We start from the raw sequence: 25,646 nt of genomic DNA, 5'->3' as shown, positions 1-25,646 counted from the left end.
ATACGCCGATTATGGCTGAAGGCTGGCCGTACCGAACAGCTGCACCGCAATCAATTCGCCGCGTTCCTCCACCAGCTTCAACGGTGCGGTGCCACCGGGCATCTGCACGCGGACCTGGCCGGCCTGCACCAGCCCCACCTGCCAGGCAGCGCAGGCCACGGCGGTGGCGCTGGTGCCCGAAGACTCGGTGGCACCCTCACCACGCTCGAACACCCGCGCCGCCAACTGCTGAGGCCCAAGCCAGGCCGCCCATTGCAGGTTGATGCCCGCCGGGCAGGGCAACCCGTGCCCCTGCCCGCCGTCCTGTGCGAAGGCAATAGTGGTGAGCTGGGCATCAAGCACGGGGGCGCGCAATTGCGCCATGCTCGGCAAGGCCGCCGGGCTGTGGAGCCAGGTCACGCAGTGAGGGTTGCCGATGCGCACGAACACACTGTGCTGCCATTGGTCGTCAATGGCTACCAACGGCGGCACCGTATACGCCGGACGATCATTGAAGCGGCTGGCCTGCACACCCACGGCCGCCACGGCCTGGCCGCCGAACGCCGGCACACCCAGGGCCAGCCAGAAGCCCTGCACACCCTCTACCCGAGCCGGTTCAACGCTGACCGGTACTGGCGAGGGCGCGTCACTTTTGTCATGGTGCACGTTCAGGGTAAAGCCCTGCCCGACCGGCACCAGGGCCTGATCGCTCAAGGCCTGGGCGAAAATGGTCAGGCCATTGCCACTGCGCTCGGCCAGGGTACCGTCGGTATTGACGATCAACAGGTCGAACGCGTCCCCCTGGCCGAATGGCCCCACCAGCAAACCGTCGCTGCGGTGGGCCTTGGCGTGGGCTGGCCGGGCACCCGCAGGCCTGTCGCACAGCGCCGACACCGCTGCCGACGTCCACTGGCTGCGCTCACGGGCCGCCTGGGCGGCACTGGCCGGCACGGCGATACCCAAGCTGCGCAAATGTTCAGGTGAACTTACTACGTAGCGATTGCCACGCGCGTCATACAACATGGGACAGCCTCGCAATGACTGGAAATACACCGACATTACCGGGAAACGCACCCGCTGAGTACACTGGGTGTTGCGCAGCCACCATTGCCCGGGAGGCCCAATGTCTTCGCTGATCCGCCGTCGCTGGCGCTCACTGACTGCCTTGGTGCTGGTACTCGCCGCCCTGCCCTATGGCTGTTCGCGCCTGGCCTACAAGGAGCGCGAGCTGCTCTACAGCATCCAGCCCGGCACCGCCAGCTGGTTCAGCGGCCTCCCCGCCGGCGTGCAGCAGATGAACATCCCACTGGACAACACCCAGCACCTGCACGCCTGGTGGTGGCCGGCGGCGCAGAAGAATGCGCCCGCGGCGCTGTACCTGCATGGCACCCGCTGGAACCTCACCGCCCAGGTACGGCGCATTACCGAATTGCGCAGCCTGGGCTTCTCGGTGCTGGCCATCGATTACCGGGGTTTTGGCGACAGCCCCGGCGGCCTGCCCTCCGAGGCCAGCGTGTACGAAGACGCCCAGGTGGCCTGGCAACGCCTGGTGCAGTTGCAACCCGATGCCGGCAAGCGCTTTATCTACGGCCACTCACTGGGTGGCGCAATTGCCGTGGACCTGGCCCGGCGCCTGGCCGGGCAACAGGGGCCCCAGGCTGCCGGGCTGATCATTGAGTCCACCTTCACCGACCTGGGCGATGCCGCGGCCGCCGTGGCCCACACCTCGCTGCCGGTGCGCTGGATCATGTCCGAGAAATACGACTCCATCGACAAGATCGGCAACGTGGGCGTACCGGTGCTGATTGTCCACGGCACCGATGACCGCTACGTGCCGCCCCGCTTCAGCCAGGCCCTATACGACGCAGCCCACGGCCCCAAACAGCTGCTGCTGGTGCCCGGTGCCACGCACCTGAACAGCATGACCTTGGGCAGCGCCGACTACGCCCGTGCGCTGCACCAGTTGTTCGGTGTGAAGGCCACGCAAGGCGCGGGCTGAGGCAACTTTTCCGCTGCGCTAACGGTCACTGCTAAAGGCATATCCGCCGTTCACGTGAAGTGGCCCCATGGACAACCAGCACGGTAAGACCCCCGGCCTGTCGGCCGACGAAGAACAGGAAGTCCAGGAAAACCAGCCACCGCGCGCGGCGGTGCTGCATGAAATCATTCGCGCCCAGGGCGACCATGAACTGGAGCGCAATGTGGCGGCCCTGTGGTGGTCGGCCCTGGCGGCAGGGCTGACCATGGGCCTGTCGCTGATGGCCATGGGGCTGTTGAACTCCCGCCTGCCCGACACCGAGGCCAGCAAGGTCATCGCCAGCCTGGGTTACTCGGCAGGTTTTCTGGCAGTGATTCTGGCACGCCAGCAGTTGTTTACCGAAAATACCCTCACCGCCGTGCTGCCGCTGATGAGCCACCCAACGCTTGCCAACGTCGGGCGCCTGTTGCGGTTGTGGGGTGTGGTGCTGGCTGGCAACTTGGCCGGGACCCTGCTGGTGTCCTACGTGATGCTGCACCTGCCCATCTTCGACGCCAAGACCGACGTGGCCTTTCTGGACATCGGCCGCAAGGTGATGGAAAACGATGCCGCGCAGATGTTCGCCAAAGGCATCGTCTCCGGTTGGATGATCGCCACCATGGTATGGATGATCCCCTCCCAGGAAAGCGCGAAGATGTGGATCATCATCCTCATCACCTACCTGATGGCCCTGGGCGACTTTACCCACATTGTGGTGGGTACGGCGGAAGTGTCTTACCTGGTGTGGGCCGGGGAATTGGGCTGGAAGGATTTCCTGCTGACCTTTGCCGGGCCCACCCTGGCAGGCAACATCATTGGTGGCAGCTTTATCTTCGCGCTGATCAGCCACGCGCAGATTCGCAGCGACAGCAGCACGCCGCCGCCGTCCCGATCCGGGCCCTGAGGCCCCGGCTATCGTCGCCCTTGTGGCCTGGCGGCAGCGGCTACATCAAGACACGGAAACCGGGTCGCCCAACGCGGCTTCGCCCTGCCACCAGGCTCCGCCCTCTTGCGGCGCGCGCAGGTTGACCCGCTCGCCCATCTGCGGCGTGCTGACCGGCACGCCGCGGGCGTGGGCCAGGGCCACGATGCGCTGGAAGGGTTCTTCCCAATTGTGCGACGAGAGGTCGAAGGTGCCGTTGTGAATCGGCAACAGGCAACGCCCGCGCACGTCCAGGTGCGCTTGCAGGCTTTCTTCAGGCTGCATGTGCACGCTGGGCCAGTTGACGTTGTAGGCCCCGGTTTCCATCAACGTGAGGTCAAACGGCCCGTAGCGCTCGCCAATTTGCCGGAAGCCGTCGAAGTAGCCCGAATCACCGCTGAAGAAGATACGCAGGTTCGGCTCCATGATCACCCATGACGCCCACAGGGTACTGTTGCTGTCGAACAGGCTGCGCCCGGAAAAATGCTGGGTGGGCGTGGCAGCGAAACGGGTGCCGGCTACTTCGGTTTCCTGCCACCAGTCCAACTGCCGCACTTTGGCGGCCGGGATGCCCCACTCGATCAACCGGTCGCCCACGCCCAGGGTGGTGAGAAAATACTCGGCCTTATCGGCCAGTTGCCGTATGGCGCCTTCGTCCAAGTGATCGTAATGGTCATGGGACAGGATGACCGCGGTAATCGGCGGCAACTGCTCGATGCTCAGCGGCGGCGGGTGAAAGCGCTTTGGCCCGGCCCATTGCACCGGCGAGGCGCGCTCGGCGAACACTGGGTCGGTAATGAAGAACCGGCCGCGCAACTTCATCAGCAAGGTGGAATGGCCCAGGCGCCACAGGCTGTCGTCCGGGGCAGCCAGCAGTTGTTCACGGTCCAGGGGTTGCACCGCAATCTCCTGACGCGGCCGGGTGCCCGGCGGTTTGCGCAGCAGCAGGTACTTCACGCCGATGCGCAATTTCTTCAGGAAACCGTCCTTGGGCAATACCTTGAGGTTGCGATACTGACCGTCGACGCGTCGCGAAGCCTGGGACTCTTCGATTGCCGCAGCTTCACCGGCGCTCGCTGAAGATTGACTCATGTTCACTGGTACTCCGAGGATCAGGCCGCATGAATGCCGCCTGTTTTCAGGTGCTCACAAGCCATAGAGAATACCCCTACAGCCCCGTACGGAAAGCCCTTACATGTCGCAAGGCATGTCCTTACGCCATCGGCGGAACGAATAACCGCTGAAATGGCTTGCAAGGCCACTGCCAATCTCCACATTATTTATGCGATAAACCGCACAAACTGTACAAATAAGCCAACCCTGTACACGCACACGGCTGCCTTCAGCCTGGTAACTTGAGATTATGGAAAACCGAACGGGCAAAGGGCTGTCATTTGCCAAGCGCATTTATGCACCACGGGTACTGGGTACGGCCCTTTGTCTGATCAGTGTGCTGGCAGGGGTTTACCCCCTGTCGCCACCGGGCTGGCTGCTGGGGTTGCTGGCGGTGAACGGCCTGGTGTGGCCGCACATTGCCTACCAGTTGGCGCGCAGGTCCCCGGCGCCCTTTGAGGCGGAGCGGCGCAACCTGCTGTGCGACGCCCTGTTCTGTGGATTTTGGGTCGCAACTCTGCATTTCAACCCATTGCCCTCCATTACCCTGCTGTCCATGGTCACCATGAACAACGTGGCCGGCGGCGGCTTGCGCCTGTTTGTTCACGGCCTGGCCGCCCAGGTGCTGGGTATGCTGGTGGCCATCACGGTATTCGGCCTGGGCTGGGCGCCGCAGTCCAGCCCGGCACAGGTGCTGGCCTGCCTGCCCATGCTGACCCTCTACCCGCTGGCCGTGGGCTGGGTGTGCTACCGGCTGGCCATTCAACTGTCCGAACACAAACGCACCCTCAGCACCCTCAGCCGCACCGACAGCCTGACCGGGCTGCTCAACCACGGCGCCTGGAAAGACGCGCTCAACAGCAAGTTTCGCCATTGCCAACGCGACCACAGCCAAGCGGTACTGGCGCTGATCGACATTGACCACTTCAAGGACATCAACGACACCTTTGGCCACATTGTCGGCGATGAAGTGCTGCGCCACCTCAGTGTTCAGTTACAGCGCAACCTGCGCGACACCGACCTGGCCGGGCGCTACGGCGGCGACGAGTTCTGCGTGATCCTGCCGGGCGTCACCATCGCCCAGGCCACCGAGGTCATGGAACGCCTGCGTCAGGTGTTCGGCGATTACCGCCACCATCAAGTAGAGCGCTTGCGGGTGAGCTTGAGCATTGGCCTGGCGGCCTGCCGCGTGGAACTGTGCGACCCGGCCGCTTGGCTGGATGAGGCCGACAAGGCGCTGTACGTGGCCAAGAACACCGGCCGCAACCGGGTCAATATCTGCGCGGCGGACTTGTTGTTGCTCAATTGAGCAGCAATCGGACGACCGGCAGGAACATTCGGGATCCATCTGCTTCTATTGATCAGGACGTCTCCGTGCTGTGCGCCCTCCGCTCCGGCATGTGCCACAAGGATGCGCCCGATCAATGGACATCACCCACGCTGCGTCGCGTCACCCAGTGTTTACCCGCAAGCTGCTCAGCGTTCTGGCGTGCCTGTTTGCCCTGACCCTGCTGGCGGCCATGGCCATGCTGGTGCAAATTGCCAACGGCCTGAATGCCGATCAGCAGCAGCAAACCCTGTTCTACGCGCAAAAAGCCCTTGAAACCCGACAAGCCAACTCGGCCAGCCTGGTTACCAGCTATGCCGTTTGGAACACCGCCTTCCAGCACCTTGACGGCGCCGTCGACGTGCAATGGGCCTACAGCCAACGCAACCTGGGCCCCCCGCTCTACACCCAGAACGGTTACGAAGCGGTGTTCGTGGTAAACAGCCACAGCACCAAATACAGCCTGTACCTGGGCCAATTAAGCAACGCCGAGATCGGCGACTTCATTTCCACGCCCCTGCGCCCGTTGGTGCAGCAGGCCCAGGCCGCCACGTCGGGGGCGACGGCGGTGAGCCAGGTGGCCCTGTTCAACGGCTGGCCGGCACTGGTGAGCGCCTCGCCCATTCTGCCCGATGACGACAGCACCCAACCGGCGCCGGCCGACACCTCGGTGTTGCTACTGGTTGACCTGCTGACCCCGGCCAAACTCCAGGCCCTGGGCAACGGCTATGGCCTGCAGAACCTGGCTATCCAAAGCCACACTACCGGCGCGCCGGGCCAGCCACGGCTGGCGCTGGGCCACAGCGGTTATGACCTGACCTGGTCCGCGCCGCAGCCCGGCAACCAACTGCTCTGGCAAGTGCTGCCAACCCTGGTGGCAGCCTTTGTGGTGCTGGCGCTGTTGATGGCCTGGTTTTTCCGCTACGCCCTGCGCACGGCACGGCAGATCGAGGAGGGCTATGGCAGGCTGCACCAGACCAACCGTGCGCTGGAGGCCAGCGAGGAACGTTTCCGCGCCGTGGCCGAAGCCGCCTCGGACTGGATCTGGGAAACCGACGAGCACTGCCGGCTCAACTACCTTTCCGGGCGTTTCGCCGTGGTCACCGGCTACACCAGCCAGGACTGGGTGAACCACACCATCGACCAACTGCTGCAATGCGAAACCACGCCCCTGCAAGGCTGGTTGCACAGTTTGCCCCGGACGCCCTCCGCCTCCAGCCTGCGCTGCGCCTACCGGGACCAGGCCGGGCAACTGCGCTATTGCCGGTTGTCAGCGCGGCCCATCCTGTTTGAAGGCCAGGTGGTGGGCTACCGCGGCACCGCCAGTGACATCACCGACGAGGTGGCGGCCCACGCGCAAATACAGCACCTGTCGATGCACGATGCCCTCACGGGGCTGGCCAACCGCAACCAGTTGTGCCACTACTTCGAGCAATTGCGCCTGCAACCCAGGCCCCCGCCGCTGACCCTGATCGTGCTCGACCTGGACAGTTTCAAGCCCATCAATGATTCCCTGGGACACCCCGCTGGCGATGCGGTGCTGCTGGAAGTGGCGGCGCGGCTGCGCGAGTGCACCCGCGCCAAGGACCTGGTGGCCCGGCTGGGCGGCGACGAATTCGTGCTGGTGCTGTGCGGGCTGGATAGCCGCGAGGAAATCGACCGTTTCTGCGCGCGCCTGATCGACAGCCTGCACCAGCCTATCGACTACCCACTGCAACCGCTGCACGTGGGCGCCAGCCTCGGCATTGCCCAGTCGCTCAAACAGGGCTTGGACGCCACCGAGCTGGTGCGCTGCGCCGAGCTGGCGCTGTACCAGGCCAAGGCCGACGGCAAGAACACCTGGCGCTATTTTTCCCCACACATGCACGAGCAAATCCAGTACCGCCGCCAACTGGAACACGACCTGCGCCTGGCCGTGAAAAACCAGGAGTTCGTGCTGCACTACCAGCCGCGCTACCGGCTGACCACCATGGAGATCGTGTCGGTTGAGGCGCTGGTGCGCTGGCAGCACCCGATTCACGGCCTGCTGCAGCCCGACACTTTCATCCCCCTGGCCGAGCAGACCGGGCTGATCGTGCAACTGGGCCGCTGGGTATTGCGCGAAGCCTGCGACGCGGCGCGGCTATGGCCAGAAACCTTGGTAGTGTCGGTCAACCTGTCTGCGGCGCAGTTCTCCCGCAACGATGTGGTACGCGACGTGCGTGATGTGCTGGTGCAAACCCGCCTGCCAGCGCAGCGCCTGGAGCTGGAAGTGACCGAAAACGTGATGATGAACGACATCGACAACGCTCTGGGCACCCTCACCGCCCTCAAGGAATTGGGGGTGAAGCTGAACATGGACGACTTCGGCACCGGCTATTCGTCCCTGGGGTACCTGCGCACCTATCCGTTTGACAGCCTGAAAATCGACAAACGCTTCATCGCCGCCCTGGAAAGCACCGACCGCGACCGCGCGGTGGTACAGGCCATTATCAACCTGGGCAAGGCCATGGGCCTGACGGTGACCGCCGAGGGCGTGGAAAACGAACAGCAGCTGCAAACCCTGAGCAACAACCACTGCCACGAAGTGCAGGGGTACTTCATGAGCCGCCCCCTAGACCGCCAGGCCCTGACCCGGCTGCTGGGCAACAACAACGCTCAAAAAACCGCGCTGCCCAGCCCTGCACTGCCCTGACGCCCCGTTGGCCAAACACCTGGGGTGTCGAGCGGTGAACTAATTTCAACAAGCGCTCGATTTGCTTGTCATACTTTGGGACATTTCACCCTCATTCATTTCATCTCACCCAGCAGTGGAATTCCCATGGCCAATACAATGGCAGCCGATATCGCCACCATCGGCCGCATCGACGCCGTTCCGGCCATCCTTCAGGTTATCTGCGAAACCACCGGCATGCGTTTCGCCGCCGTGGCGCGGGTTACCGAAAGCCACTGGACCGCCTGCGCGGTGCTGGACGACCTGAACTTTGGCCTGGGCGTGGGCGGCGAGCTGGACCTGGTGACCACCCTGTGCCATGAGATCCGCTCCAGCCACCAGACGGTGGTGATCGACAAGGCCAGCGAAGACGCTCAGTACTGCAACCACCACACCCCGCGCCTCTACCAGTTCGAAAGCTATATCTCGGTGCCGGTGTTCCGCACCGATGGCAGCTTTTTCGGCACCATCTGTGCGTTGGACCCGCGCCCGGCCAACCTCAAGCAAAGCCCCATTCAAGCGATGATGGAATCGTTCGCGCGGGTGCTGGCCATCCAGTTGGAGAATCAGGAAAGCCACCAGCGCACCGAAGACGCCCTGACTCGCGAGCGCCAGATCGCCGAGGTGCGCGAGCAGTTCATCGCCGTGCTGGGCCACGACCTGCGCAACCCGCTGTTCGCCATCAGCGCCGGCGCCGAGTTATTGCTGCGCAAGGCTGTGGACGACAAGAGCCGCGGTATCATCCAGCACATTCTTGTGGCCGGTCAGCGTGCCGCCAAACTGGTGGAAGACGTGCTGGACTTTGCCCGTGGGCGCCTGGGCAGCGGCATCACCGTCAACCTCGTCGAACGCCATGACCTGGGCGACGCGCTGCGGCATGTGGTCAGCGAAGTACAGCGCGTGCATCCGCAGCGGCACATCGATGTGCACGTGGGGGCCGTGGACGGGCTGCGCTGCGACCGCGACCGGGTGGCGCAATTGCTTTCCAACCTGGTGGCCAACGCCATTCACCACGGCGCCGAACAAGGCCCGGTAACCGTCAGCGCCGATATTCGCGACACGGCATTCGTACTGTCGGTGCACAACCTGGGCGAGCCCATCGAGGCGGCCATCCAGGCGCAACTGTTTCAGCCCTTCGCGCGCCGCGCCGGCTCATCGCCACAAAGCGGCCTGGGCCTGGGGCTGTACATCGCCAACCAGATCGCCCTGGCCCATGGCGGCCACATGGAGGTGGTGTCGACTGACGAGGCTGGCACGCGGTTCACCTGCCACCTGCCGCTGCAACCGGTCAGGACGCTGCGTCCGGCTCCGTGAGCTGACGCGTCACCAACGTCACCAGCCGGTCCAGGCTCTGCCCCCAGCCATCATGAAAGCCCATTTCATCGTGGGCCTGGCGGTCGGCGGCGCTCCAGTGCAGGGCGCGGGCGGTGTAGCGCGTCTTGCCGTCCACGTCCTCCAGGCTGATGACCGCCGTCATGAACGCACGCGGTGACGGCACCCAGCCGGGGCCGAAGGCATCGGTGAAGACGATGCGGCTGGGCGCCTGTATCTCCAGGAACACGCCCTGGCTGGGGTACTCGCTGCCATCGGGGGCGCGCATGACCGTGCGGAACAGGCCGCCCACCCACAGCTGCATTTCGCACACCGGCGTGGTCATGCCATGAGGCCCCCACCACTGGCACAGCAACTGCGGTTCTATCCAGGCGCGAAACACCGCGCTGGGCGGGGCATCGATGAGGCGGGTAATCGACAGTTCAAATTCCCCGGGCGGGGTATGCAGGGGGTGAAGGCTCATTTTATTGTTCTCCTTCGTGGGCAATAGGCAACTATGGCGGTAAAACCGCACGTTCGCGAAAGCGCAAATAGGAATAAAGTCGCAGTTACTAAGATCCGATGCTGCACTGGCGTGCCATTTCGGCGACGATAGCCGCATCACTTGCCCAACCGGAACCATTGCCGTGACCACCCGACTGGTGTGCTACCGCGAACTCACCCCCGCCCAATGCGAACGGCTGCTTGATATCCGCGTGCTCGACGAGCAAAAGCCGTTTTGCGGCGACATGGAAAGCGCCCTGTACACCCTGTTGCACCGCCCCAGCCCCAGCGTGCGCGGCTTCGCGCTGCTGGACCAGGACGTGCCAGTGGCCTTCCTGCTGCTCAAGCGCCCGCCCTTTTTACCGCCCTGGGCCCACGACGACGCAGCTACCCTGCACGCCTTGCAGGTGGACCATCGCCAACAGGGCCGTGGCCATGGCACGGCGTGCCTGACGGCGCTACCCGGCGTGGCGCTGCGAGCCTGGCCCGGCATTCGCCAACTGATGTTGTCGGTGGACGAAGGCAATACCACGGCGCTGGCGTTATACACGCGCCAGGGCTGGGTGGACCGGGGCACCGCCTACCGCGGCCGTGTCGGCTTCGAGCGCTGCCTGAGCCTGGCACTTGCAAAGCGCTGATCCATGTTACAAGTTCACGCTTTTTTGACGGTACGCCCGCTAGATTTTCCAGCCCGCATGGGCACACGTTTTGTAACAGCAAGTTGAAGGCGAGGAGCAGTGAAGATGGTGGCGAGTCAGGGCAGACGGTTTCAAATCAGTTCAACACGCCTGGTGTTGCTGTTTTCATTGGCCATGGTGGTGCTGTACAACCTGGCGACCTGGGAGGCGTTGAGCAACCTTATAACGCTTGAGGGCGTCAAGCGGGCCGGCTTCTACCTGTCCTTCGGCCTGTTCCTGTGGGCCACCTTCACCTTGTTGCTGACCTTGGCGTCGTTCCGGCCCCTGCTCAAGCCGGTGATCACCATTGTGGCGATCAGCTCCGCGGCCGCCGCCTATTTCATGAACAACTACGGCATCGCCATCGACACGGTGATGATCCAGAACGTCATCGAAACCAACCCTGGCGAAGCCAAGGCGCTGCTCAGCCCGAAACTGTTCGGCTACCTGCTGGTGCTGGGCGTGTTGCCTTCGGTGCTGGTGTGGTGGCTGCCGGTACAGTACCGGCGCTTCTTCCCCGGCCTGCTGAACAAGGTGCTGGTGATCATCGCCTGCCTGCTGGTGGTGGCGGCCTCGGTGGCAGCGTTCTACTCCACCTACGCGCCTATCTTCCGTCAGCAAGACAAGCTCACCCACTTCATCAACCCCACCAACTACATCTACGCCGTGACCAAGCTGGCCAAGTCGCACTACTCGGTGAAAGAGGACGTGGTGGTGCAGCCAGTGGGTGCGGACGCGATGATGAGCGCCGACGCCAAGGCGCGGCCGAAGAAGAGCCTGATGATTTTCGTGGTGGGTGAAACCGCCCGCGCCGACCACTTCTCGCTCAATGGCTATGGCCGCGAAACCAACCCCGAACTCAAGAAGCTGGATATCCTCAACTTCACCCGCGTAGCGTCCTGCGGCACGTCCACGGCCGTGTCGGTACCGTGCATGTTCTCCAAGTTCCCGCGCAGCGACTACAGCGACAAGAAGGGCAAGACCTACGAGGGCCTGCTGGATATCCTGCAACGTGCTGGCGTGCAAACCGTGTGGCTGGACAACAACAGCGACTGCAAGGGCACCTGCCTGCGCATCCCCCACCACGACATTCCCAAAGACCAGAAGAGCCCGTTCTGCGACGGCACCACCTGCCTGGACGAGTCACTGCTGGTGGGCCTGCAGGACTACATCAACGGCCTGAAGGATGATGCCATCATCGTCCTGCACGCCGACGGCAGCCACGGCCCTGAGTACTACGACCGCTATCCGAAGGACAAGGAACAGTTCCAGCCGGTATGCCGTACCAACCAACTGGGCAGCTGCAGCCACGATGAACTGATCAACGTGTACGACAATACCATCCTGTACACCGACTTCTTCCTGTCCAAGGTGGTGGACCTGCTGAAACAGAACCAGGACAAGTACGACACCTCGATGATCTACGTGTCGGACCACGGTGAATCGCTGGGTGAAAACGGCATGTACCTGCACGCCGCCCCGTACGCCATTGCCCCAGAAGCGCAGACCCACGTGCCCATGGTGATGTGGTTCGGCAAGGACACCCTGGCCCAGGAAGGCATCGACCGCACCTGCCTGAAAGCCAAGCAGGACGAGGGTGACCTGAGCCACGACAACATCTTCCACTCGGTGTTGGGCCTGTTCCAGATCCAGACGGGCGTGTACCAGTCTGGCCTGGACATGTTCCACGACTGTCGCCGCGCGATGACTGCGGCCCAGTAAGTGGCAAAGGCTGCCGATCAGTCCTTGATCGGCAGCCAGATTTCCAGCCGGCCATTTCCGGTGGCCGGCTCGTAATCGTCGCTGTAGCGCTCGAACTCCGGCGCATCCGCCGCCTCCAGGCCCGAATTGGGCAACCATACCTGCCAGATTGCCTGGAAGGTCTGGCCCAGCCCGGAAATATGGCCCTGGTGTTCGAACACCGCATAGCGCTGGGGCGCCAGCTTGATCCAGCGAAAATCCTGGGGCAGGCCTTGCTCGGTTTCCACTTCCACGCCGGCAATGTACTCAAAGCCGCCTACCCCGTCCGGGTTGCAGCACACCCCGTAGCTTTCATGGCCCGACTGCCCTGGCACCTTGCCCAGGAACGGCACGAACTCGCGCCACAATGCCTCGATGCCACTGGTGGTGTCCTGGGTGAAGCGGTCGGACAGCCCGGCGATGATCATCGGCCGGCCCTGTTCGTAGCGCACCGGCTCAATGGCGGTGGGTTCAATACCTGTCATGAATACCTCTCGCATCCCTGATTAATCTGCAATCACCGTAGCAGTAACCCGCTCGCGCACAAAAACAGTTGCTGTTACCGGGCGCAGGGTGATCTGCCTTGCGGGGTATTTGCCCCTTGCGTTAACGTTCTGACCTCTCAACCCCCGGAAAAGTCGGCATGAACCTGATAACCGAAGACTGGCACGCCGGCGCCGTGGTGGAAGCGTCCTGGGTGCGGGCCGAAGCCGCCAGCTTCCCGCGCCATACCCACGACGAATATGTGCTGGGCACCAACCTGACCGGGGTGGAGCATATCTGGCTGGACGGGCGTTCGCTGGAGGCGCCAGCCGGCAGCATTACCCTGTACAACCCCAATGCCATGCAGGCCTCGCAATTCAGCCCACAGGGCGTGGAATACATCAGCCTGCACCTGGCGCCCCACGCCATCGACCGGGTGGTACGCGATAACAACCTCGCCGGCAACACGTTCGAGCAGGGCGTGTTCCATCACGCCGCCCTGCACCAGGCCATCCTCGACTTCGCCCGTACGCCCACGGGCCAACGCGCCGAGCACGAGGAGGCGTTCATTGGGTTACTGTGCCAATGGATGCAGCCTGGCCCCGGCAAGTCGGGCGAGCAGCACGCCAGCGTGCAGCGCTGCATGGCGTACCTGCGCGACTGCCTGGGCGAGAAAATAGACCTGCAAGCGCTTGCCGCCGTGGCGGGCCTGAGCAAATACCACTTCGTGCGCTGTTTCAAGAAACAGACCGGGTTGGGCCCGCTGCAATACCAGATGCAACTGCGCCTGCTGGAGGCGCGCAAACGCCTGCGCCGCCAACAGCACTCACTGGAGATTGTCAGTGAACTGGGGTTCTACGACCAAAGCCACTTCATCAACGCCTTTCGCAAGGTGATGGGTGTCACCCCGCACGCCTACGCCCAGGCCTTCAAGACAAAAGCCCGCGGCTAGGCGGGCTTTCGTCGGTGCTGGCCAGCGTCAGTGGCCGAATACGTTAGACTTTTTCGCGCGTTTCTCAGCGCGTTTCTCGTCAGCGGTCTTGGTAGGTTTCTTCTTCGCAGCCTTTTTCGAATCCATGCCTTTCATGCCGAGCACTCCCCTGTTGGGTGGATGGTTCTATTAGGTATAACACCTGCGCCAAAGCACGCCGGACTATTTACACCGCGGCCATGGCGGGTGCGTGGCCCAAAATGAACTCCTGATACCCGGAGCCGATGACGTATAGGGCAAACCAGGCAAAGATGCCCGCCGATGCCAGGTAGGAATAACGCAGCAGGCGGTCGCCCAACAGCTTGCCCCCCTGGCTGGCCGCCGTGCAGATCACCGCGCACCACAGCACCCCGGCACAGAAAAAGCCGCCCAGGAACTGCACGGCGCCCATCAGCCCACCGCCTCCGGAACGGGAGATCAGCGTACCGCCCACGGCCGCAAACCAGAGAATGGCGCTGGGCGACGACACGGCCAGGAAAATCCCGCGCAGGAACGCCTTCAAGCCCGAACCACCCGCCGCAGCCTGGCCGGCGGCCACTTCACTGTCATGGCGCCAGGCGCTGATCAGCATCTTCACCGCGAAATACACCAGCAGTACCGACCCGCCCAGCCACAGCGCCCACCGCACCCAGGTGTACTGCAACAGCACCGTCATGCCCACCAGCGCCAGAATCGCGTAGGCCAGGTCCCCGAAACAGGTGCCCAACCCCAACCAGAACCCTTGCAGGTAACCGCGCTGCATGGCCAGGGTAATCATGGCGATATTGGCCACACCAATGTCCAGGCACAGGGAAAGACTCAACAGGAAACCGCTGGAGAACTGCATGTGACGCATCCGTAGGAGGGGTAAAACGTGAGGGCATTAGGCCAGAACGTGGGGGCGAATGTATTGGAAGAAATTGCGGCGAGGACGAACACCCCCCAACGCGGTCTACTCTGTGACAGGACAACGTCTTGAAGGAGCCAGTCATGGCCAAGGACACCGCGCCCGCCCTGGGCATCCGTACCCTGGCGGTTCACGCCGGGCAAACACCTGACCCCAGCACCGGTGCTATTGCCACGCCCATCAGCACGGCATCGGCCTATTCCTATGGTGATTTCGACACCGGCGAGCAGCGCTTCAGCGGTGAGAGCCCAGGCTATTTGTATAGCCGTTTCGCCAACCCCACAGTGGCCGCGCTGGAGGGCAAGATGGCGGCGCTGGAAGCCGGCGAAAGCGCCGTAGCCTTTGCCAGCGGCATGGCAGCCATTTGTTCGACGCTGATGGCGCTGGTGTCCAGCGGCGACGAGCTGATTCATGTGGGCACGCTGTACGGCGGCACCGAAGGCGTGATGCGCACCCTGCTGCCACGTTTCGGCGTGCACGCCATTCATGTCGCCAGCGCCAGCGAACTGCAAGCGGCCATCACCGACAAGACCCGGCTGATCTTCACCGAAACCCCGGACAACCCTATGCTCGGCATCGTCGACCTTGCGCAAACCGCGCGCATCGCCCAGGCACATCAGATACTCACCGTTGCCGACAACACCTTCGCCACCCCTTGCCTCACCCGGCCATTGACCCTGGGCATTGATGTGGTGGTGCACTCGGCCACCAAGTTCATCGGCGGCCATGGCGACGCCACCGGCGGCGTGGTGGTGGCCAGCCGAGCGTTGGTAGACAAGATTCGTGGCGTGGGCCTGAAGCAGTTTGGTGGCTGCCTCAGCCCGTTCGAGGCGTCATTGCTGATTCGCGGCCTGAAAACCCTGCCGCTGCGCGTGGAGGCGGCGTCCTTGAGCGCCGAACGTATTGCCTGGCTGCTGGACGAGCATCCGGCGGTAGCCACCGTGTTCTACCCCGGCCTGCCCAGCCACCCCGGCCACGCCGTGGCAAGGCGACAAATGAGCCGTTTCGGCGCGCTGATGGCGTTCGAACTCAAGGGCGGCAAGGCCGCAGCGCGAACCTTCCTTGACAGCCTGGCCCTGGTGACCCAAGCCGTGTCCCTGGGCGATACCGACTCGCTGGCCTGCCACCCGGCGTCCACCACCCACAGCGCGGTGGCCGAGGACATACGCCGACAGTACGGGGTAACGGACGGACTGGTGCGCTTGAGCGTGGGAATCGAGGATGTGGAAGACTTGCTGCGCGACATACAGCAGGCGCTGGATGCGTTGTAATGGCTGTTCGTAGGCGCTGCCGCCAGGCTGCGCTGGCCCTCCGATCACTGCAGAGCTCCAGTGAGGCTCAGGGCCCGCAGCCTGGCGGCAGCGGCTACAACCGGCGATCACCAACCGGCGCTTAAAAGCGGGGTATCAGGCGTTGCGACGCAGCAGTACGACAGCGAAGATCGCCACCCAGATGGCCGAAACAAACGCGTTCACACGCTCATACAGGCCGTGACCCACCAGGTTCTTCGCCGAAATGGCAACCATGGGCACTGTCACCAGGGCGACCAAGGTGAGGGCCATGGACAAGAACGCCAAGCCGCGAAAGCCTTGCAGCCGCAAACCCAGCCACGCCCAGATGGCACCGGCACCGATCAGGCTCCAGGCCATGACCAAGCCGGCCAAATGATGAATCTGCTGGGTAGTGGAAGGTGCATCAAGCGAGCAGCCGGCATCGCAGGCAAAGTCGCCGGTCACGAAACTTGCCAAACCGTGCAACACAATCAACAGGCCGCTGAACCGCGCCAGGGCCGACTGAGGAAATGTCTTGTAAACACTTACCCCAAACAAAATGAATAACAGACCAAGCGGAAAGTTATTAATGATCGGCGCTATAAAGTGCGTCGGTGCATCCACCGCACCCAACACACTCATGGACTGTTCAAACTGGCTGTAATCGGGATACAGGCTTCCCAGGATCAGCAGTGCCAGTGCCAACCAGAACGGGATGGCCACGCCGGCCATATACAGCGGTTTCAAGGGCAGGGATTTCAAGCGAACACTCCGCGGGCAATAAGTGGCGTGGACCTTACTACAGCCGGCATGGCCACGTCACGGCCCGCCGCCCTCGCACACGACGCAAGGGCCGGCGGCCGCTGCCTCAGTTGTTCTGGCAGCCGTTGCCCATCACCCGGTATTCAACGGTGTGGCGCTCGCCCTGATGGTCGAGATAAGTCATCGACGCCGGTACCACTTCACACACATCGGGAATCGAGGTCATACTGACAACCTTGGCGATATCCAGGTGAGTACCGTAGGTATATTCCTGAACACTGTTGTTCTGCGCAGCGGGCAATGTCGCAGCACCGGCAGCCGCCGAGAACGCGAACAGCGCACCTATTACAAGACTTTTCATGGTAGAGGCCTTTAAAGCAATCACGCTGATTGACTTCATTTGCCGGGTGGGGCTGGAAGAAGTTGTTACACACTGAGTGAAACGTTTGGCGTAACACGAAGTACCGTATCCCGGCTGTTTCATGTTTCAGCGGGGACATATATAGAATACAACTTCCCTACCGGGAATAAAGCAAAAGGCACGACATGCTCTGTTGCGGAAACTGCAATAATGAACCTCAGCGCACTGATTACCTCCCCCTGGCGCCGGATCGGTGGCCGCTGCTGAACAAGTTCTACCGCGAGCAACGCTCATCCATGCGCGGCGATAAGACAGCCCAGGCTTGGGTGGCGCGCGAAGGTGACATTGTTGCGGCCTTGAACCTGGCCCCGGTAGTGGGTGGCCAATGGCTGACCGGTTTGCTTGTGGCCCAGGATCAGCGTGGCCGTGGCGTCGCGCGGGCGTTGATCGAGCAGGCAACGGCCAGCGTGGAAGGCACTGTGTGGCTGTTTTGCGACCCGGAACTGGCAGCGTTCTACCAGCGCCTGGGGTTTCGCGAGCATTACGACCTACCCCAGTCCTTGGCCGAGCGGCTAGTGCGCTACCAGCGCAACAAGGCGCTTATCGCCATGGCAAAAACCCCGTAAACACGATGGGCGGCCTCGGGCAATGACGTGCTAGCCTGAGATTATCGTCTCTCAGCTCACAAGGATTGTCATGAAACGCCTACTGCTTGCCGGCCTGGCTGCTGCCTGCGCCGCCCCCGCCTTCGCCCTGACCCTGGCCGCCGTAGCGCCGCCTTCCACCGTGAGCGACAAGACGTTCAACAGCGCGCTCAAGGGCAGTTGGCGCGACCCGGCCAACAGCGCCCGCGACCGCTATCGCCACCCTCGACAGACCCTGCAGTTCTTCGGCCTGCGCCAGGACCAGTCGGTCATTGAGATCACCCCTGGCAACGGCTGGTACAGCGAAGTGCTCGCCCCGCTGCTCAAGGACCACGGCCAGTACACCGCCGCCGTGCAGTCATCCGGCAGTGCCGATACCCTCAAGCAGAAATTTGCCACCGATGCGCCCCACTACGGCAAGGCGCAATTGCTGACCTTCGACCCCAAGTCTCCGAAATTCGGCCCCGACGACTCGGTCGACACCGTGCTGACCTTCCGTAACGTGCACAACTGGGTCATGGCCGACAACGCCAAGGCGATGTTCCAGGGCTTCTACCAGGTGCTCAAGCCCGGCGGCACCCTGGGTGTTGTAGACCACCGCGGCAAGCCCGGCGAAACCGTGGACCAGATCAAGACCAGCGGCTACCTGCCCACCGACTACGTGATCAAGTTGGCCACAGATGCCGGGTTTACCCTGGTGGGCCAAAGCGAAGTGAACGCCAATCACAAGGACACCAAGGACTACCCACAAGGGGTGTGGACCCTGCCGCCCACCTACAAACTGGGTGACACGAACCGCGCCAAGTACCAGGCCATTGGCGAATCGGACCGCATGACCTTGCGCTTCATCAAACCGGTCGCGGTGGCGCGGGAATAGCTGCCGCCTGTACTGTCGACTGTCTGTGGGGATGGCTGCGAAAAGGTCCGCAGGACTCAGCGGTATCATGTGGATCAGGGGCCCGCTGTTCGGGCCTTCGCAGCCTGGCGGCACTTTCTACTGGGTAGATGGCCAGGGGTTAGTCGTCGGCTGAGGGGTCGAGGCCGGGGAACAGCACCTCGGTGAAACCGAAGCGGCCGAAGTCGCTGATGCGCGACGGGTACAAACGCCCGATCAGGTGATCGCACTCGTGCTGCACCACCCGCGCATGAAAACCGCTGGCCACGCGCTGAATCGGCTGGCCTTGGGGGTCGAAGCCTTCGTAGCGAATGTGCGAGTAACGGTCCACTACCCCACGCAACCCGGGCACCGACAAGCACCCTTCCCAGCCATCTTCGGTGGCCGGGTTCAAGGGTGTGATCAGCGGGTTGATCAGGATGGTCTGCGGCACGGGCTCGGCGTCCGGGTAACGCTCGCTGCGCTCAAAGCCGAAAATGACCAGTTGCAGGTCAACGCCGATCTGCGGCGCCGCCAGGCCCACGCCGCCCACATGCTCCATGGTCTGGAACATGTCGGCAATCAAGGCGTCCAGCTCAGCGCTGCCGAACAGTTCGCCGGGCACCGGCTGGGCCACGCGCAGCAAACGCTCGTCGCCCATTTTCAAGATGTCACGAATCATGGTGAGGCAATTCCCCGCTCAGGCCTGTTCGGGGTCCGGCTTGATCGAGTGATCGCGTCCAAGACCCGAAACGTGCTTTTTATCATCTTCAGCTTCGTCCTCGGGAAATTCCTTGTGGCCTGGCTCCTTGCCCTCTTCGGACATGTGCTCGATCACAGCATTCATTTCCGCGCCCAGCAGCAGCACCGCCGCCGAAATATAGAAGTACAGCAACAGCACGATGATCGCACCGATGCTGCCGTACATGGCGTTGTAGTTGGCAAAGGTTTTCACGTAAAAGGCAAAGCCCAGCGAGGCGACGATCCACACCACCACGGCCAAAACCGAACCTGGGGTAATGAAGCGAAACTTCTGCTTCACGTCCGGCATCACGTAATAGATCAACGCCACGGCCACCATCATCAGAATCACGATCACCGGCCAGCGCGCCACGGTCCACAGGGTCACGATAAAGTCTTCCAGGCCGATCTGCCCGGCCAGCCAACCCATCACCTGCGGGCCCAGCACCATCAGGGCCGCCGCAGCCAGCAGCATGCCGGCGATGCCCACGGTGTAGAAGATCGACAGGGGAATGCGTTTCCACACAGGCCGCGCCTCCACCACATCGTAGGCCGCGTTCATGGCACTCATCATCAGCCGCACGCCGGCCGACGCCGTCCACAGGGCGATGACGATACCGAACGACAACAATCCACCCTTGGACTGCTGCAACTGGTCGATCACCGGGTTCACCGAATCCAGCGCCTGGGGAGGCAGCACCAGGCCGGCCTGCAGGCGCAGCCAGGAAAAGAAATCCGGCAGGTGCAGGAAGCCGATCAAGGCAATCAGGAACAGGATGAAGGGAAACAGCGAGAACAGCATCTGGTAGGCCAGTGCCGAGGCATAGGTGGACATTTCGTCGTCGACGAATTCCTTGACCGTGCGCACCAGCACCGTGTGCAGGGGCAGTTCACGCAATTCCGGAAAAATCATAGCGTCTCCTTTCGCCGCCAATTCAGGGAGGGTACAACAAGTGAAACGCCAGAAGACCTGGCCTGGGGCGCAGGTTTTACCTTAAAACAGCCTAGATCAGGAAACCGCAACGGTTACCGGCGATGTCCGGACAGCACAGCGGCCATCCGAGGATGACCGCTGTAATGGTTCAGACCGCAAGCAAGCCGATTAGTGCTTGTCCAGCTTGTCCTTCGCTTCACCCACGGCATGCTGGACTTTGCCCTTGGCCTTGTCGGCCGCGCCTTCTACACGCAGCTTGTCATTGCCCGTCAACTTGCCGGCCGCATCCTTGACGCTGCCCTTCGCTTCGTTAACCGCGCCTTTCACTTTGTCTTTAGTGCCACTCATGGTATTTCTCCTCGGAGGAAAGTACAGGTGTCTAAAGTCGACATAAGGTTGACTGACCGCTTTGCTCCAGAGTTTCAAATTTTTTTGTCGGTATGGCTTTACCCGATGAACTGCACTGGGCGAACATCGACCGGATTCACCCGCACCGGCCGCCAATCGCGTTTTGCATCTACTAGACTCGTGGCGCCTTTCGCCATGCGAACAAAACAACAGTGTTTTTCCCGGAATCGATACTCATGCGTGTTTCTCCCGTTTTGGCAGCCTTGCTGCTGGCCCTGCCCGTGGTCACTGCCCACGCGGACGAGGCAACCCCGCCGCCGGATGCACCGCAGACCCTGGCGGTCACCAGCTACGCCGACGACGGCAAGGATGGCACCCTGCGCTGGGCCATCGAGCAGAACAACCAGAACCCCGGCCATTACCGCATCGAGATTCAGGCGGTGGGCAGCGCGCCGTTCGTGATCAAGCCCGCCTCGGCCCTGCCTGACATCAAGGGCCCGGTGGTGATCGAAGGCACGGCCTGGAAACACACGGGTGATTTCATTGCCATCGACGGTTCGGCCTACGTTCAGGGCGACACGGCCAAAGCCTGCCCGGGCGCTGTGGCCGGCCAGTCCGGCGCCAACGTGCGTACCCTGAGCAACCCCGGCCTGACGGTGCGCGATACCCAGGGCGTGGACATCAGCGGCCTGGAAGTGCGCAACTTCTGCATCGGCATTCTGCTCAACCGCGCCAGCAACAGCGTGGTGCATGACAACCGCGTCCTCAACAATCGCGGCGGCGCCGGCATCATGCTGAGCGGCGACGACGGCCAGGGCAACGCCACGGCCAACACCACCAACAACAACCATATCCTGCGCAACCAGTTGATCGACAACGGCGATGGCCTGGAACTGACGCGCGGCGCGGCATTCAACCTGCTGGCCGACAACCTGTTCCGCGCCAACAAGCTGACCCCCGAAGCGTCCCAGGGCGTGGAGATCATGCAGGCCAGCGACAACACGCTGTCCCACAACCGCTTTGAAGGTTACTCCGACGGCGTGCAGATCAACGGTGGCGACCGCAACTACCTGGGCGGCAACGTATTGAGTGGCAACTCCATCGGCATCAGCGTCACCGGTGCCGACAACCTGCTGGACGGCAACCTGATCCACAGCAACCGCATCGGCATTGCCCTGCGCCCAGAGGCGGTCAGCCACAACACACGCATCACGGCCAACCGCATCTGGGACAACAGCCAGGACGTGAAGCGCTGCCAGAGCGGCGGCGCCTGCATTCCCACCCAGCGTTCCGGCGCAATCGTGATTGGCGTGCCGGGCCCGGATAACGCCACCTTCGTGGGCAACCGCGGCACGGGAGTGGAAGCCGGCAAGGCAGTGGTGTGCGCAGCCAAGGGGCCGGCGGTCGCCGACTGCCAGCAACTGCCCAACCACAACCAGCCCACGCCCAAACTGCGCGCCATAGCCGCCGGCCGCCTGCACGGCGAAGTGACCGGCGAACCCAACGCCCGTTACCGCGTGGAAGTGTTCGGCAACGCCAAACCCACCGAAACAGAAGCGGCAAATTTCCTCGGCGAGGTGTACGTGTCCACCAACGGCCGCGGCGTTGCCAACTTCAGCTTCCCGCTGGACGTGAAGGAAGCCAACCGCTCCTTCACCGTCACCGCCACCAGCCCGGACGGCGCCACTTCCGAGCTGAGCAAGGCCCTGCCCCGCTGACGCCTGACCGGCGCCCTGGTCGCTTTTGGCGCCAGGGCGCAAGGTTTGCCTTTATGTTTGCGCGTTTTACCCCGAGAATGCACCGCGTATTCAGCCACGGCGCTGACGCTTCTTTTGCGTAGGACTTCTATGAAACTCGACAAACCCCTGGCCATCGCGCGCCGCAACAAAGAACTCGGCGGCGCGGTGCTTGGTGTCAACAACTGCCATTTCACCCTGCACGACGCTCGTCGCAACATTTTCTGGTTCGACATTCCGGTCGCCCGCCTGGCGATCGGGCAGTACGAATGGATTCACATGCTCATGCACACGCCGAGCACCGACCAGTTGCTGCACCTGAAAGTGCCGACCGCCTATTTGCGCGAGAAAATCGAAGGGTTGGTGGTGCGCAATGAAGGCAAGCGCAAGTCCACGGTGAGCCTGGAGTTGAGCGCGGACAAGGATTCGTTCCTCAAGGACGTACGCCCGGCTGGTGCCGGTGTGGGCTTTGCGCAGTTCCTGCAGGCCTGATCTGCCTTGTAGCTGCAACTGCCTTCTGTGGGAGCAGCCGTCTCTGTGGGAGCGGGTTCTACCCGCTCCCACAGAGGCTGTTCATCTGCTGAAGGTTGCGCCAGGGCGTCATGCCCATCTGGACGTCACCCACACCCCCACCGCCGCCGCCAACGCCGACACCACCACCCCCCACGCCATATCAATGAACACCAGCAACGGCGGCCAAGCCACGATCGTTGCCCAGTTGGTCAGGTCGTAGGTGCCATAGGCAATCAGCCCCAGCATCGCCCCTAACCCCAGGCCGCGCCAGACGCTGCCCGCGTTCACCCCTGGCCACACCGCAAACACCACCACCCCCAGCGCGTACAGCAGGTAAAACCCTGCCGCAGGCCCAAGCAGCGGTTTGTCGCGCATCAGCGAACCGAGCATCTGTTTGTAGGTGGGGGACATCAGTACGCCCAGCCAGAGGGCGTCAAGGACAAGGATGACCAGAAGGGTGCTGACGTAGGCGATCAGGGCTTTTTTCATCGGTACACTGCCTCGAAGGGGGTCTTACAGTGTAGGCCCAACGCCGGCGCAAAAAGTTCACGCCGGGTGTCTAGCCCAAGGGCTTCAGGTCAATTCAATGCGGTCGGCATGAATCACCAGCTTGCCTTCCTTGTAGAGGGCGCCGATGGCCTTCTTGAAGTTGCCCTTGCTCACGCCGAACAGGCCGCTGATGACCGCCGGGTCGCTCTTGTCGCTGACCGGCAGCACGCCCTGGTTCGCACGCAACTTGTCGAGGATCTGGTTGTGCAGGCTGCTGACCAGTTGCTCACCTACCGGTTGCAGGCTGAGGGCAATCTTGCCGTCGCTGCGCAGCGCCTTGATGTAACCCTTTTCTTGCTTGCCCGAACGCAGGAACTTGAACACTTCGTTCTTGTGAATCAGGCCCCAGTGCTTGTTGTTGATGATGGCCTTGAAACCCATGTCGGTTTCCTCGGCCACCAGCAGGTCAACTTCCTGACCAACACTGTAGTTGGCAGGCAGTGTGTCCAGGTAGCGGTCCAGGCGGGCGGTGGCGGTGATGCGCTTGGTGCGTTTGTCCAGATAGACGTGCACCACGCAGTAGTCGCCCTGCTTGAGCTCGCGCTTTTCCTCGGAGTACGGCAGCAACAGGTCCTTGGGCAGGCCCCAGTCAAGGAACACGCCGATGCTGTTGATTTCGACGACTTTCAGGCTGGCAAACTCGCCTACCTGGACTTTCGGCTTTTCCGTGGTGGCCAGCAATTTATCTTCGCTGTCCAAGTAAACGAACACATTCAACCAGTCTTCATCTTCACTGGGAATGTCTTTGGGAATATAACGGTTGGGCAGCAGTATTTCGCCATCGGCGCCGCCGTCCAGATATAAACCGAAGTCCGTATGTTTTACCACTTGCAAACTGTTGTAGCGCCCGACTAAAGCCATTTCAAAAAACCCTCGTTACGTGGGCGCATTCTACCCCAGATCCCCGCCTGCCGCTGCCTCGCCGATGCACCCCTTGATTTTCAAGGCGTTGCCGGCCCCGCTCGTCAGACCGCTGGTCGCGTTGGTACGGGCCGGCATGCCAGAACTCGCCAAAAACCCTACTACTTTCTTGATAAAACAAACGCTTAGCGCTGTTTGCCGACATTAAAGCAAGCGATTGACAAAATACCATTCAGCCGCTTTCACGCCAATATTAGCCCAGCAATTAAAGAGGGTTTCCGGTATAATCAGTGGCCGTATTGAAATTGCACACAGGTGAATGGCAGCCATGCGCGTAAAAGCCTCCAACAGCAAAGCCAAGCCCGCTCCGGCCGTGGAAACCAGCGAATCGATCAACGACCAGATCGCCGCCTTCCTCAAGTCCGGTGGTGAAATCCAGCAAATCGCCAAAGGCGTCAGCGGCCAGACCTTCACACCGTCGCGCCACATCAGCCTGGGCAAGAAGTAACCTGTGTTGCTCCTCTGAGGCTTGTGGGCTGCCCGGCCCACCGCCTCCGCTCTACCCCCCTCGCTTAGCTTTTCTGCCAATCGGTGCATAATAAACCGACGAACGGCATCAGTACGGATGTTTTCGCCGGTATGCTTTGCCCCTCTAGATCAGGCCTTCCAGCCCGGGAGGAGCATGATGCTCAAGCCCAGCCTTCTCGCCATTGCCACCTTGTTGGCCACCCAGGACGTGAGCGCGCAGTTATTGCAGCGTGACCTGGGCAACTACAACCTGCAATTCGGCACCAGCCCCGCCCGCACCATGGCCCAAGGCCTGGTCAAGCCGGCCACCTCCGACACCGTGCACGGCGGCCTCGACGTGAGCAGCGACAGCGGCTGGTACTTTGGTCAATGGACCCCCAGCATGGGCCTCACCGCGGCCACCAGCATGGAAATCGACACCTACACCGGCTTCAAGAACTCATTCACCCAGCACTTGGGTTACGAGGTAGGGGTCATTCACTACACCTTCCCCGACCTGGCCACCAGCGACAGCCACGAGGTATACGCCGGCCTGACCATTCTCAATACCCGCTTCGGCGCAGCCTTCAGCGATGACCCCGGCCGTCACGACAGCACACTGTTCGCCGACCTGGGCAAGCTGCCGTTGCTGGACTTCGGCGTGCGCATGAAAGTCGGCAACCACCAGCTCGACACGCCGTACACCATTGGCGACGGCAGTGAAGTGCGTGGTTTCAGCGACTGGTCGGTGCAACTGTCCCGCGCCTTCATGGGCGTGGACCTGAATCTCATCTACAGCGGCTCCAGCCTGGGCGGCGCCTCGTGCGAGGCCTATTCGGGGCAGAACACCTCGTGCGATGGCACCCTGTTGCTGCAAGCCCAGCGCTCACTGTTCTAAGCACT

At 62.4% G+C, this 25,646-nt stretch carries 27 protein-coding genes; 15 read left to right on the top strand and 12 right to left on the bottom strand.

Features of this window, described 5'->3' with window-relative positions; genetic code table 11:
- Nucleotides 1-9: 9 nt before the first annotated feature.
- Complete coding sequence (locus PMM47T1_RS03435; protein ID WP_008365806.1) at nucleotides 10-1,002, bottom strand: diaminopimelate epimerase; 993 nt, start codon at nucleotides 1,000-1,002, stop codon at nucleotides 10-12.
- A gap of 100 nt (nucleotides 1,003-1,102) precedes the next feature.
- On the opposite strand from PMM47T1_RS03435, the gene PMM47T1_RS03430 reads away from it, so the two are divergent.
- Nucleotides 1,103-1,978, top strand: a complete 876-nt coding sequence (locus tag PMM47T1_RS03430; RefSeq protein WP_008365804.1) for an alpha/beta hydrolase — start codon at nucleotides 1,103-1,105, stop codon at nucleotides 1,976-1,978.
- A gap of 67 nt (nucleotides 1,979-2,045) precedes the next feature.
- Nucleotides 2,046-2,900: a formate/nitrite transporter family protein gene (locus PMM47T1_RS03425; RefSeq protein ID WP_008365802.1), complete on the top strand. Its 855-nt coding sequence runs from the start codon at nucleotides 2,046-2,048 to the stop codon at nucleotides 2,898-2,900.
- A 45-nt stretch (nucleotides 2,901-2,945) separates the two neighbouring features.
- Here PMM47T1_RS03425 and PMM47T1_RS03420 read toward each other — a convergent pair whose 3' ends face one another.
- Nucleotides 2,946-4,010: an MBL fold metallo-hydrolase gene (locus PMM47T1_RS03420; protein WP_008365800.1), complete on the bottom strand. Its 1,065-nt coding sequence runs from the start codon at nucleotides 4,008-4,010 to the stop codon at nucleotides 2,946-2,948.
- 271 nt (nucleotides 4,011-4,281) lie between these two features.
- On the opposite strand from PMM47T1_RS03420, the gene PMM47T1_RS03415 reads away from it, so the two are divergent.
- From PMM47T1_RS03415 to PMM47T1_RS03405, 3 genes are all read left to right on the top strand, one after another.
- Complete coding sequence (locus tag PMM47T1_RS03415) at nucleotides 4,282-5,340, top strand: diguanylate cyclase (protein ID WP_008365798.1); 1,059 nt, start codon at nucleotides 4,282-4,284, stop codon at nucleotides 5,338-5,340.
- Between the two features lie 115 nt (nucleotides 5,341-5,455).
- Nucleotides 5,456-8,032 (top strand): bifunctional diguanylate cyclase/phosphodiesterase, encoded by a 2,577-nt coding sequence (locus PMM47T1_RS03410; protein ID WP_008365796.1) that lies wholly within the window; start codon nucleotides 5,456-5,458, stop codon nucleotides 8,030-8,032.
- Nucleotides 8,033-8,158: 126 nt separating this feature from the next.
- A complete protein-coding gene (locus tag PMM47T1_RS03405; protein WP_008365794.1) occupies nucleotides 8,159-9,364 on the top strand; it encodes a GAF domain-containing sensor histidine kinase in 1,206 nt (401 codons plus the stop codon).
- Here PMM47T1_RS03405 and PMM47T1_RS03400 read toward each other — a convergent pair.
- A complete protein-coding gene (locus PMM47T1_RS03400) occupies nucleotides 9,339-9,845 on the bottom strand; it encodes an SRPBCC family protein (RefSeq protein ID WP_008365793.1) in 507 nt (168 codons plus the stop codon). The two genes, PMM47T1_RS03405 and PMM47T1_RS03400, sit on opposite strands and share 26 nt — an antisense overlap.
- A 163-nt stretch (nucleotides 9,846-10,008) precedes the next feature.
- On the opposite strand from PMM47T1_RS03400, the gene PMM47T1_RS03395 reads away from it, so the two are divergent.
- Both PMM47T1_RS03395 and PMM47T1_RS03390 read left to right on the top strand, forming a co-directional pair.
- Nucleotides 10,009-10,503, top strand: a complete 495-nt coding sequence (locus PMM47T1_RS03395; RefSeq protein WP_008365791.1) for a GNAT family N-acetyltransferase — start codon at nucleotides 10,009-10,011, stop codon at nucleotides 10,501-10,503.
- A gap of 105 nt (nucleotides 10,504-10,608) precedes the next feature.
- Entirely contained in the window at nucleotides 10,609-12,264 is a 1,656-nt protein-coding gene (locus PMM47T1_RS03390) for a phosphoethanolamine transferase (RefSeq protein ID WP_008365789.1), read from the top strand.
- Nucleotides 12,265-12,281: 17 nt separating this feature from the next.
- Here the strand turns inward: PMM47T1_RS03390 and PMM47T1_RS03385 are convergent, their stop codons facing one another.
- Complete coding sequence (locus PMM47T1_RS03385; protein ID WP_050990378.1) at nucleotides 12,282-12,767, bottom strand: GyrI-like domain-containing protein; 486 nt, start codon at nucleotides 12,765-12,767, stop codon at nucleotides 12,282-12,284.
- Nucleotides 12,768-12,925: 158 nt separating this feature from the next.
- Here PMM47T1_RS03385 and PMM47T1_RS03380 point away from each other — a divergent pair, with 158 nt between their 5' ends.
- On the top strand, nucleotides 12,926-13,717 hold the full coding sequence (locus tag PMM47T1_RS03380) for a helix-turn-helix transcriptional regulator (RefSeq protein ID WP_008365784.1): 792 nt from the start codon (nucleotides 12,926-12,928) through the stop codon (nucleotides 13,715-13,717).
- Between the two features lie 205 nt (nucleotides 13,718-13,922).
- On the opposite strand, the gene PMM47T1_RS03375 is transcribed toward PMM47T1_RS03380, so the two are convergent.
- Nucleotides 13,923-14,582 carry a LysE family translocator gene (locus PMM47T1_RS03375; protein ID WP_008365783.1) on the bottom strand — a complete coding sequence of 220 codons (660 nt, stop codon included), beginning with the start codon at nucleotides 14,580-14,582 and terminating at the stop codon, nucleotides 13,923-13,925.
- A gap of 143 nt (nucleotides 14,583-14,725) precedes the next feature.
- On the opposite strand from PMM47T1_RS03375, the gene PMM47T1_RS03370 reads away from it, so the two are divergent.
- Nucleotides 14,726-15,913 carry a trans-sulfuration enzyme family protein gene (locus PMM47T1_RS03370; RefSeq protein WP_008365781.1) on the top strand — a complete coding sequence of 396 codons (1,188 nt, stop codon included), beginning with the start codon at nucleotides 14,726-14,728 and terminating at the stop codon, nucleotides 15,911-15,913.
- 135 nt (nucleotides 15,914-16,048) lie between these two features.
- Here PMM47T1_RS03370 and PMM47T1_RS03365 read toward each other — a convergent pair whose 3' ends face one another.
- Nucleotides 16,049-16,675 (bottom strand): DUF998 domain-containing protein, encoded by a 627-nt coding sequence (locus PMM47T1_RS03365; protein ID WP_008365779.1) that lies wholly within the window; start codon nucleotides 16,673-16,675, stop codon nucleotides 16,049-16,051.
- Nucleotides 16,676-16,781: 106 nt separating this feature from the next.
- Nucleotides 16,782-17,036, bottom strand: coding sequence for a DUF2790 domain-containing protein (locus PMM47T1_RS03360; protein ID WP_043300651.1), 255 nt, complete (start codon nucleotides 17,034-17,036; stop codon nucleotides 16,782-16,784).
- A 185-nt stretch (nucleotides 17,037-17,221) separates the two neighbouring features.
- Between PMM47T1_RS03360 and PMM47T1_RS03355 the strand changes: the two genes are divergently transcribed.
- Nucleotides 17,222-17,662, top strand: a complete 441-nt coding sequence (locus PMM47T1_RS03355) for a GNAT family N-acetyltransferase (protein WP_008365774.1) — start codon at nucleotides 17,222-17,224, stop codon at nucleotides 17,660-17,662.
- Nucleotides 17,663-17,732: 70 nt separating this feature from the next.
- On the top strand, nucleotides 17,733-18,557 hold the full coding sequence (locus PMM47T1_RS03350; RefSeq protein WP_008365772.1) for a class I SAM-dependent methyltransferase: 825 nt from the start codon (nucleotides 17,733-17,735) through the stop codon (nucleotides 18,555-18,557).
- A 139-nt stretch (nucleotides 18,558-18,696) separates the two neighbouring features.
- On the opposite strand, the gene def is transcribed toward PMM47T1_RS03350, so the two are convergent.
- The 3 genes from def to PMM47T1_RS03335 form a co-directional block, all read right to left on the bottom strand.
- Entirely contained in the window at nucleotides 18,697-19,236 is a 540-nt protein-coding gene (gene def / locus PMM47T1_RS03345) for a peptide deformylase (protein ID WP_008365770.1), read from the bottom strand.
- A gap of 18 nt (nucleotides 19,237-19,254) precedes the next feature.
- Nucleotides 19,255-20,208 (bottom strand): YihY/virulence factor BrkB family protein, encoded by a 954-nt coding sequence (locus PMM47T1_RS03340; protein WP_008365769.1) that lies wholly within the window; start codon nucleotides 20,206-20,208, stop codon nucleotides 19,255-19,257.
- A 189-nt stretch (nucleotides 20,209-20,397) separates the two neighbouring features.
- Entirely contained in the window at nucleotides 20,398-20,577 is a 180-nt protein-coding gene (locus tag PMM47T1_RS03335) for a CsbD family protein (RefSeq protein ID WP_008365767.1), read from the bottom strand.
- Between the two features lie 236 nt (nucleotides 20,578-20,813).
- Between PMM47T1_RS03335 and PMM47T1_RS03330 the strand changes: the two genes are divergently transcribed.
- Nucleotides 20,814-22,295 carry a right-handed parallel beta-helix repeat-containing protein gene (locus tag PMM47T1_RS03330; RefSeq protein ID WP_008365765.1) on the top strand — a complete coding sequence of 494 codons (1,482 nt, stop codon included), beginning with the start codon at nucleotides 20,814-20,816 and terminating at the stop codon, nucleotides 22,293-22,295.
- A 129-nt stretch (nucleotides 22,296-22,424) separates the two neighbouring features.
- Nucleotides 22,425-22,805: a hypothetical protein gene (locus PMM47T1_RS03325; protein ID WP_008365764.1), complete on the top strand. Its 381-nt coding sequence runs from the start codon at nucleotides 22,425-22,427 to the stop codon at nucleotides 22,803-22,805.
- A gap of 108 nt (nucleotides 22,806-22,913) precedes the next feature.
- On the opposite strand, the gene PMM47T1_RS03320 is transcribed toward PMM47T1_RS03325, so the two are convergent.
- On the bottom strand, nucleotides 22,914-23,315 hold the full coding sequence (locus PMM47T1_RS03320; RefSeq protein WP_008365762.1) for a DUF2177 family protein: 402 nt from the start codon (nucleotides 23,313-23,315) through the stop codon (nucleotides 22,914-22,916).
- A gap of 84 nt (nucleotides 23,316-23,399) precedes the next feature.
- On the bottom strand, nucleotides 23,400-24,236 hold the full coding sequence (locus PMM47T1_RS03315; protein WP_008365760.1) for a CvfB family protein: 837 nt from the start codon (nucleotides 24,234-24,236) through the stop codon (nucleotides 23,400-23,402).
- A gap of 319 nt (nucleotides 24,237-24,555) precedes the next feature.
- On the opposite strand from PMM47T1_RS03315, the gene PMM47T1_RS03310 reads away from it, so the two are divergent.
- Nucleotides 24,556-24,744 (top strand): hypothetical protein, encoded by a 189-nt coding sequence (locus tag PMM47T1_RS03310; RefSeq protein ID WP_027977102.1) that lies wholly within the window; start codon nucleotides 24,556-24,558, stop codon nucleotides 24,742-24,744.
- Between the two features lie 177 nt (nucleotides 24,745-24,921).
- Nucleotides 24,922-25,641 (top strand): TorF family putative porin, encoded by a 720-nt coding sequence (locus PMM47T1_RS03305; protein WP_043300650.1) that lies wholly within the window; start codon nucleotides 24,922-24,924, stop codon nucleotides 25,639-25,641.
- Nucleotides 25,642-25,646: the final 5 nt, after the last annotated feature.

The sequence above is a fragment of the Pseudomonas sp. M47T1 genome, assembly GCF_000263855.1.
GTDB lineage: Bacteria > Pseudomonadota > Gammaproteobacteria > Pseudomonadales > Pseudomonadaceae > Aquipseudomonas.
This window is presented reverse-complemented; position numbering and strand designations above follow the sequence as displayed.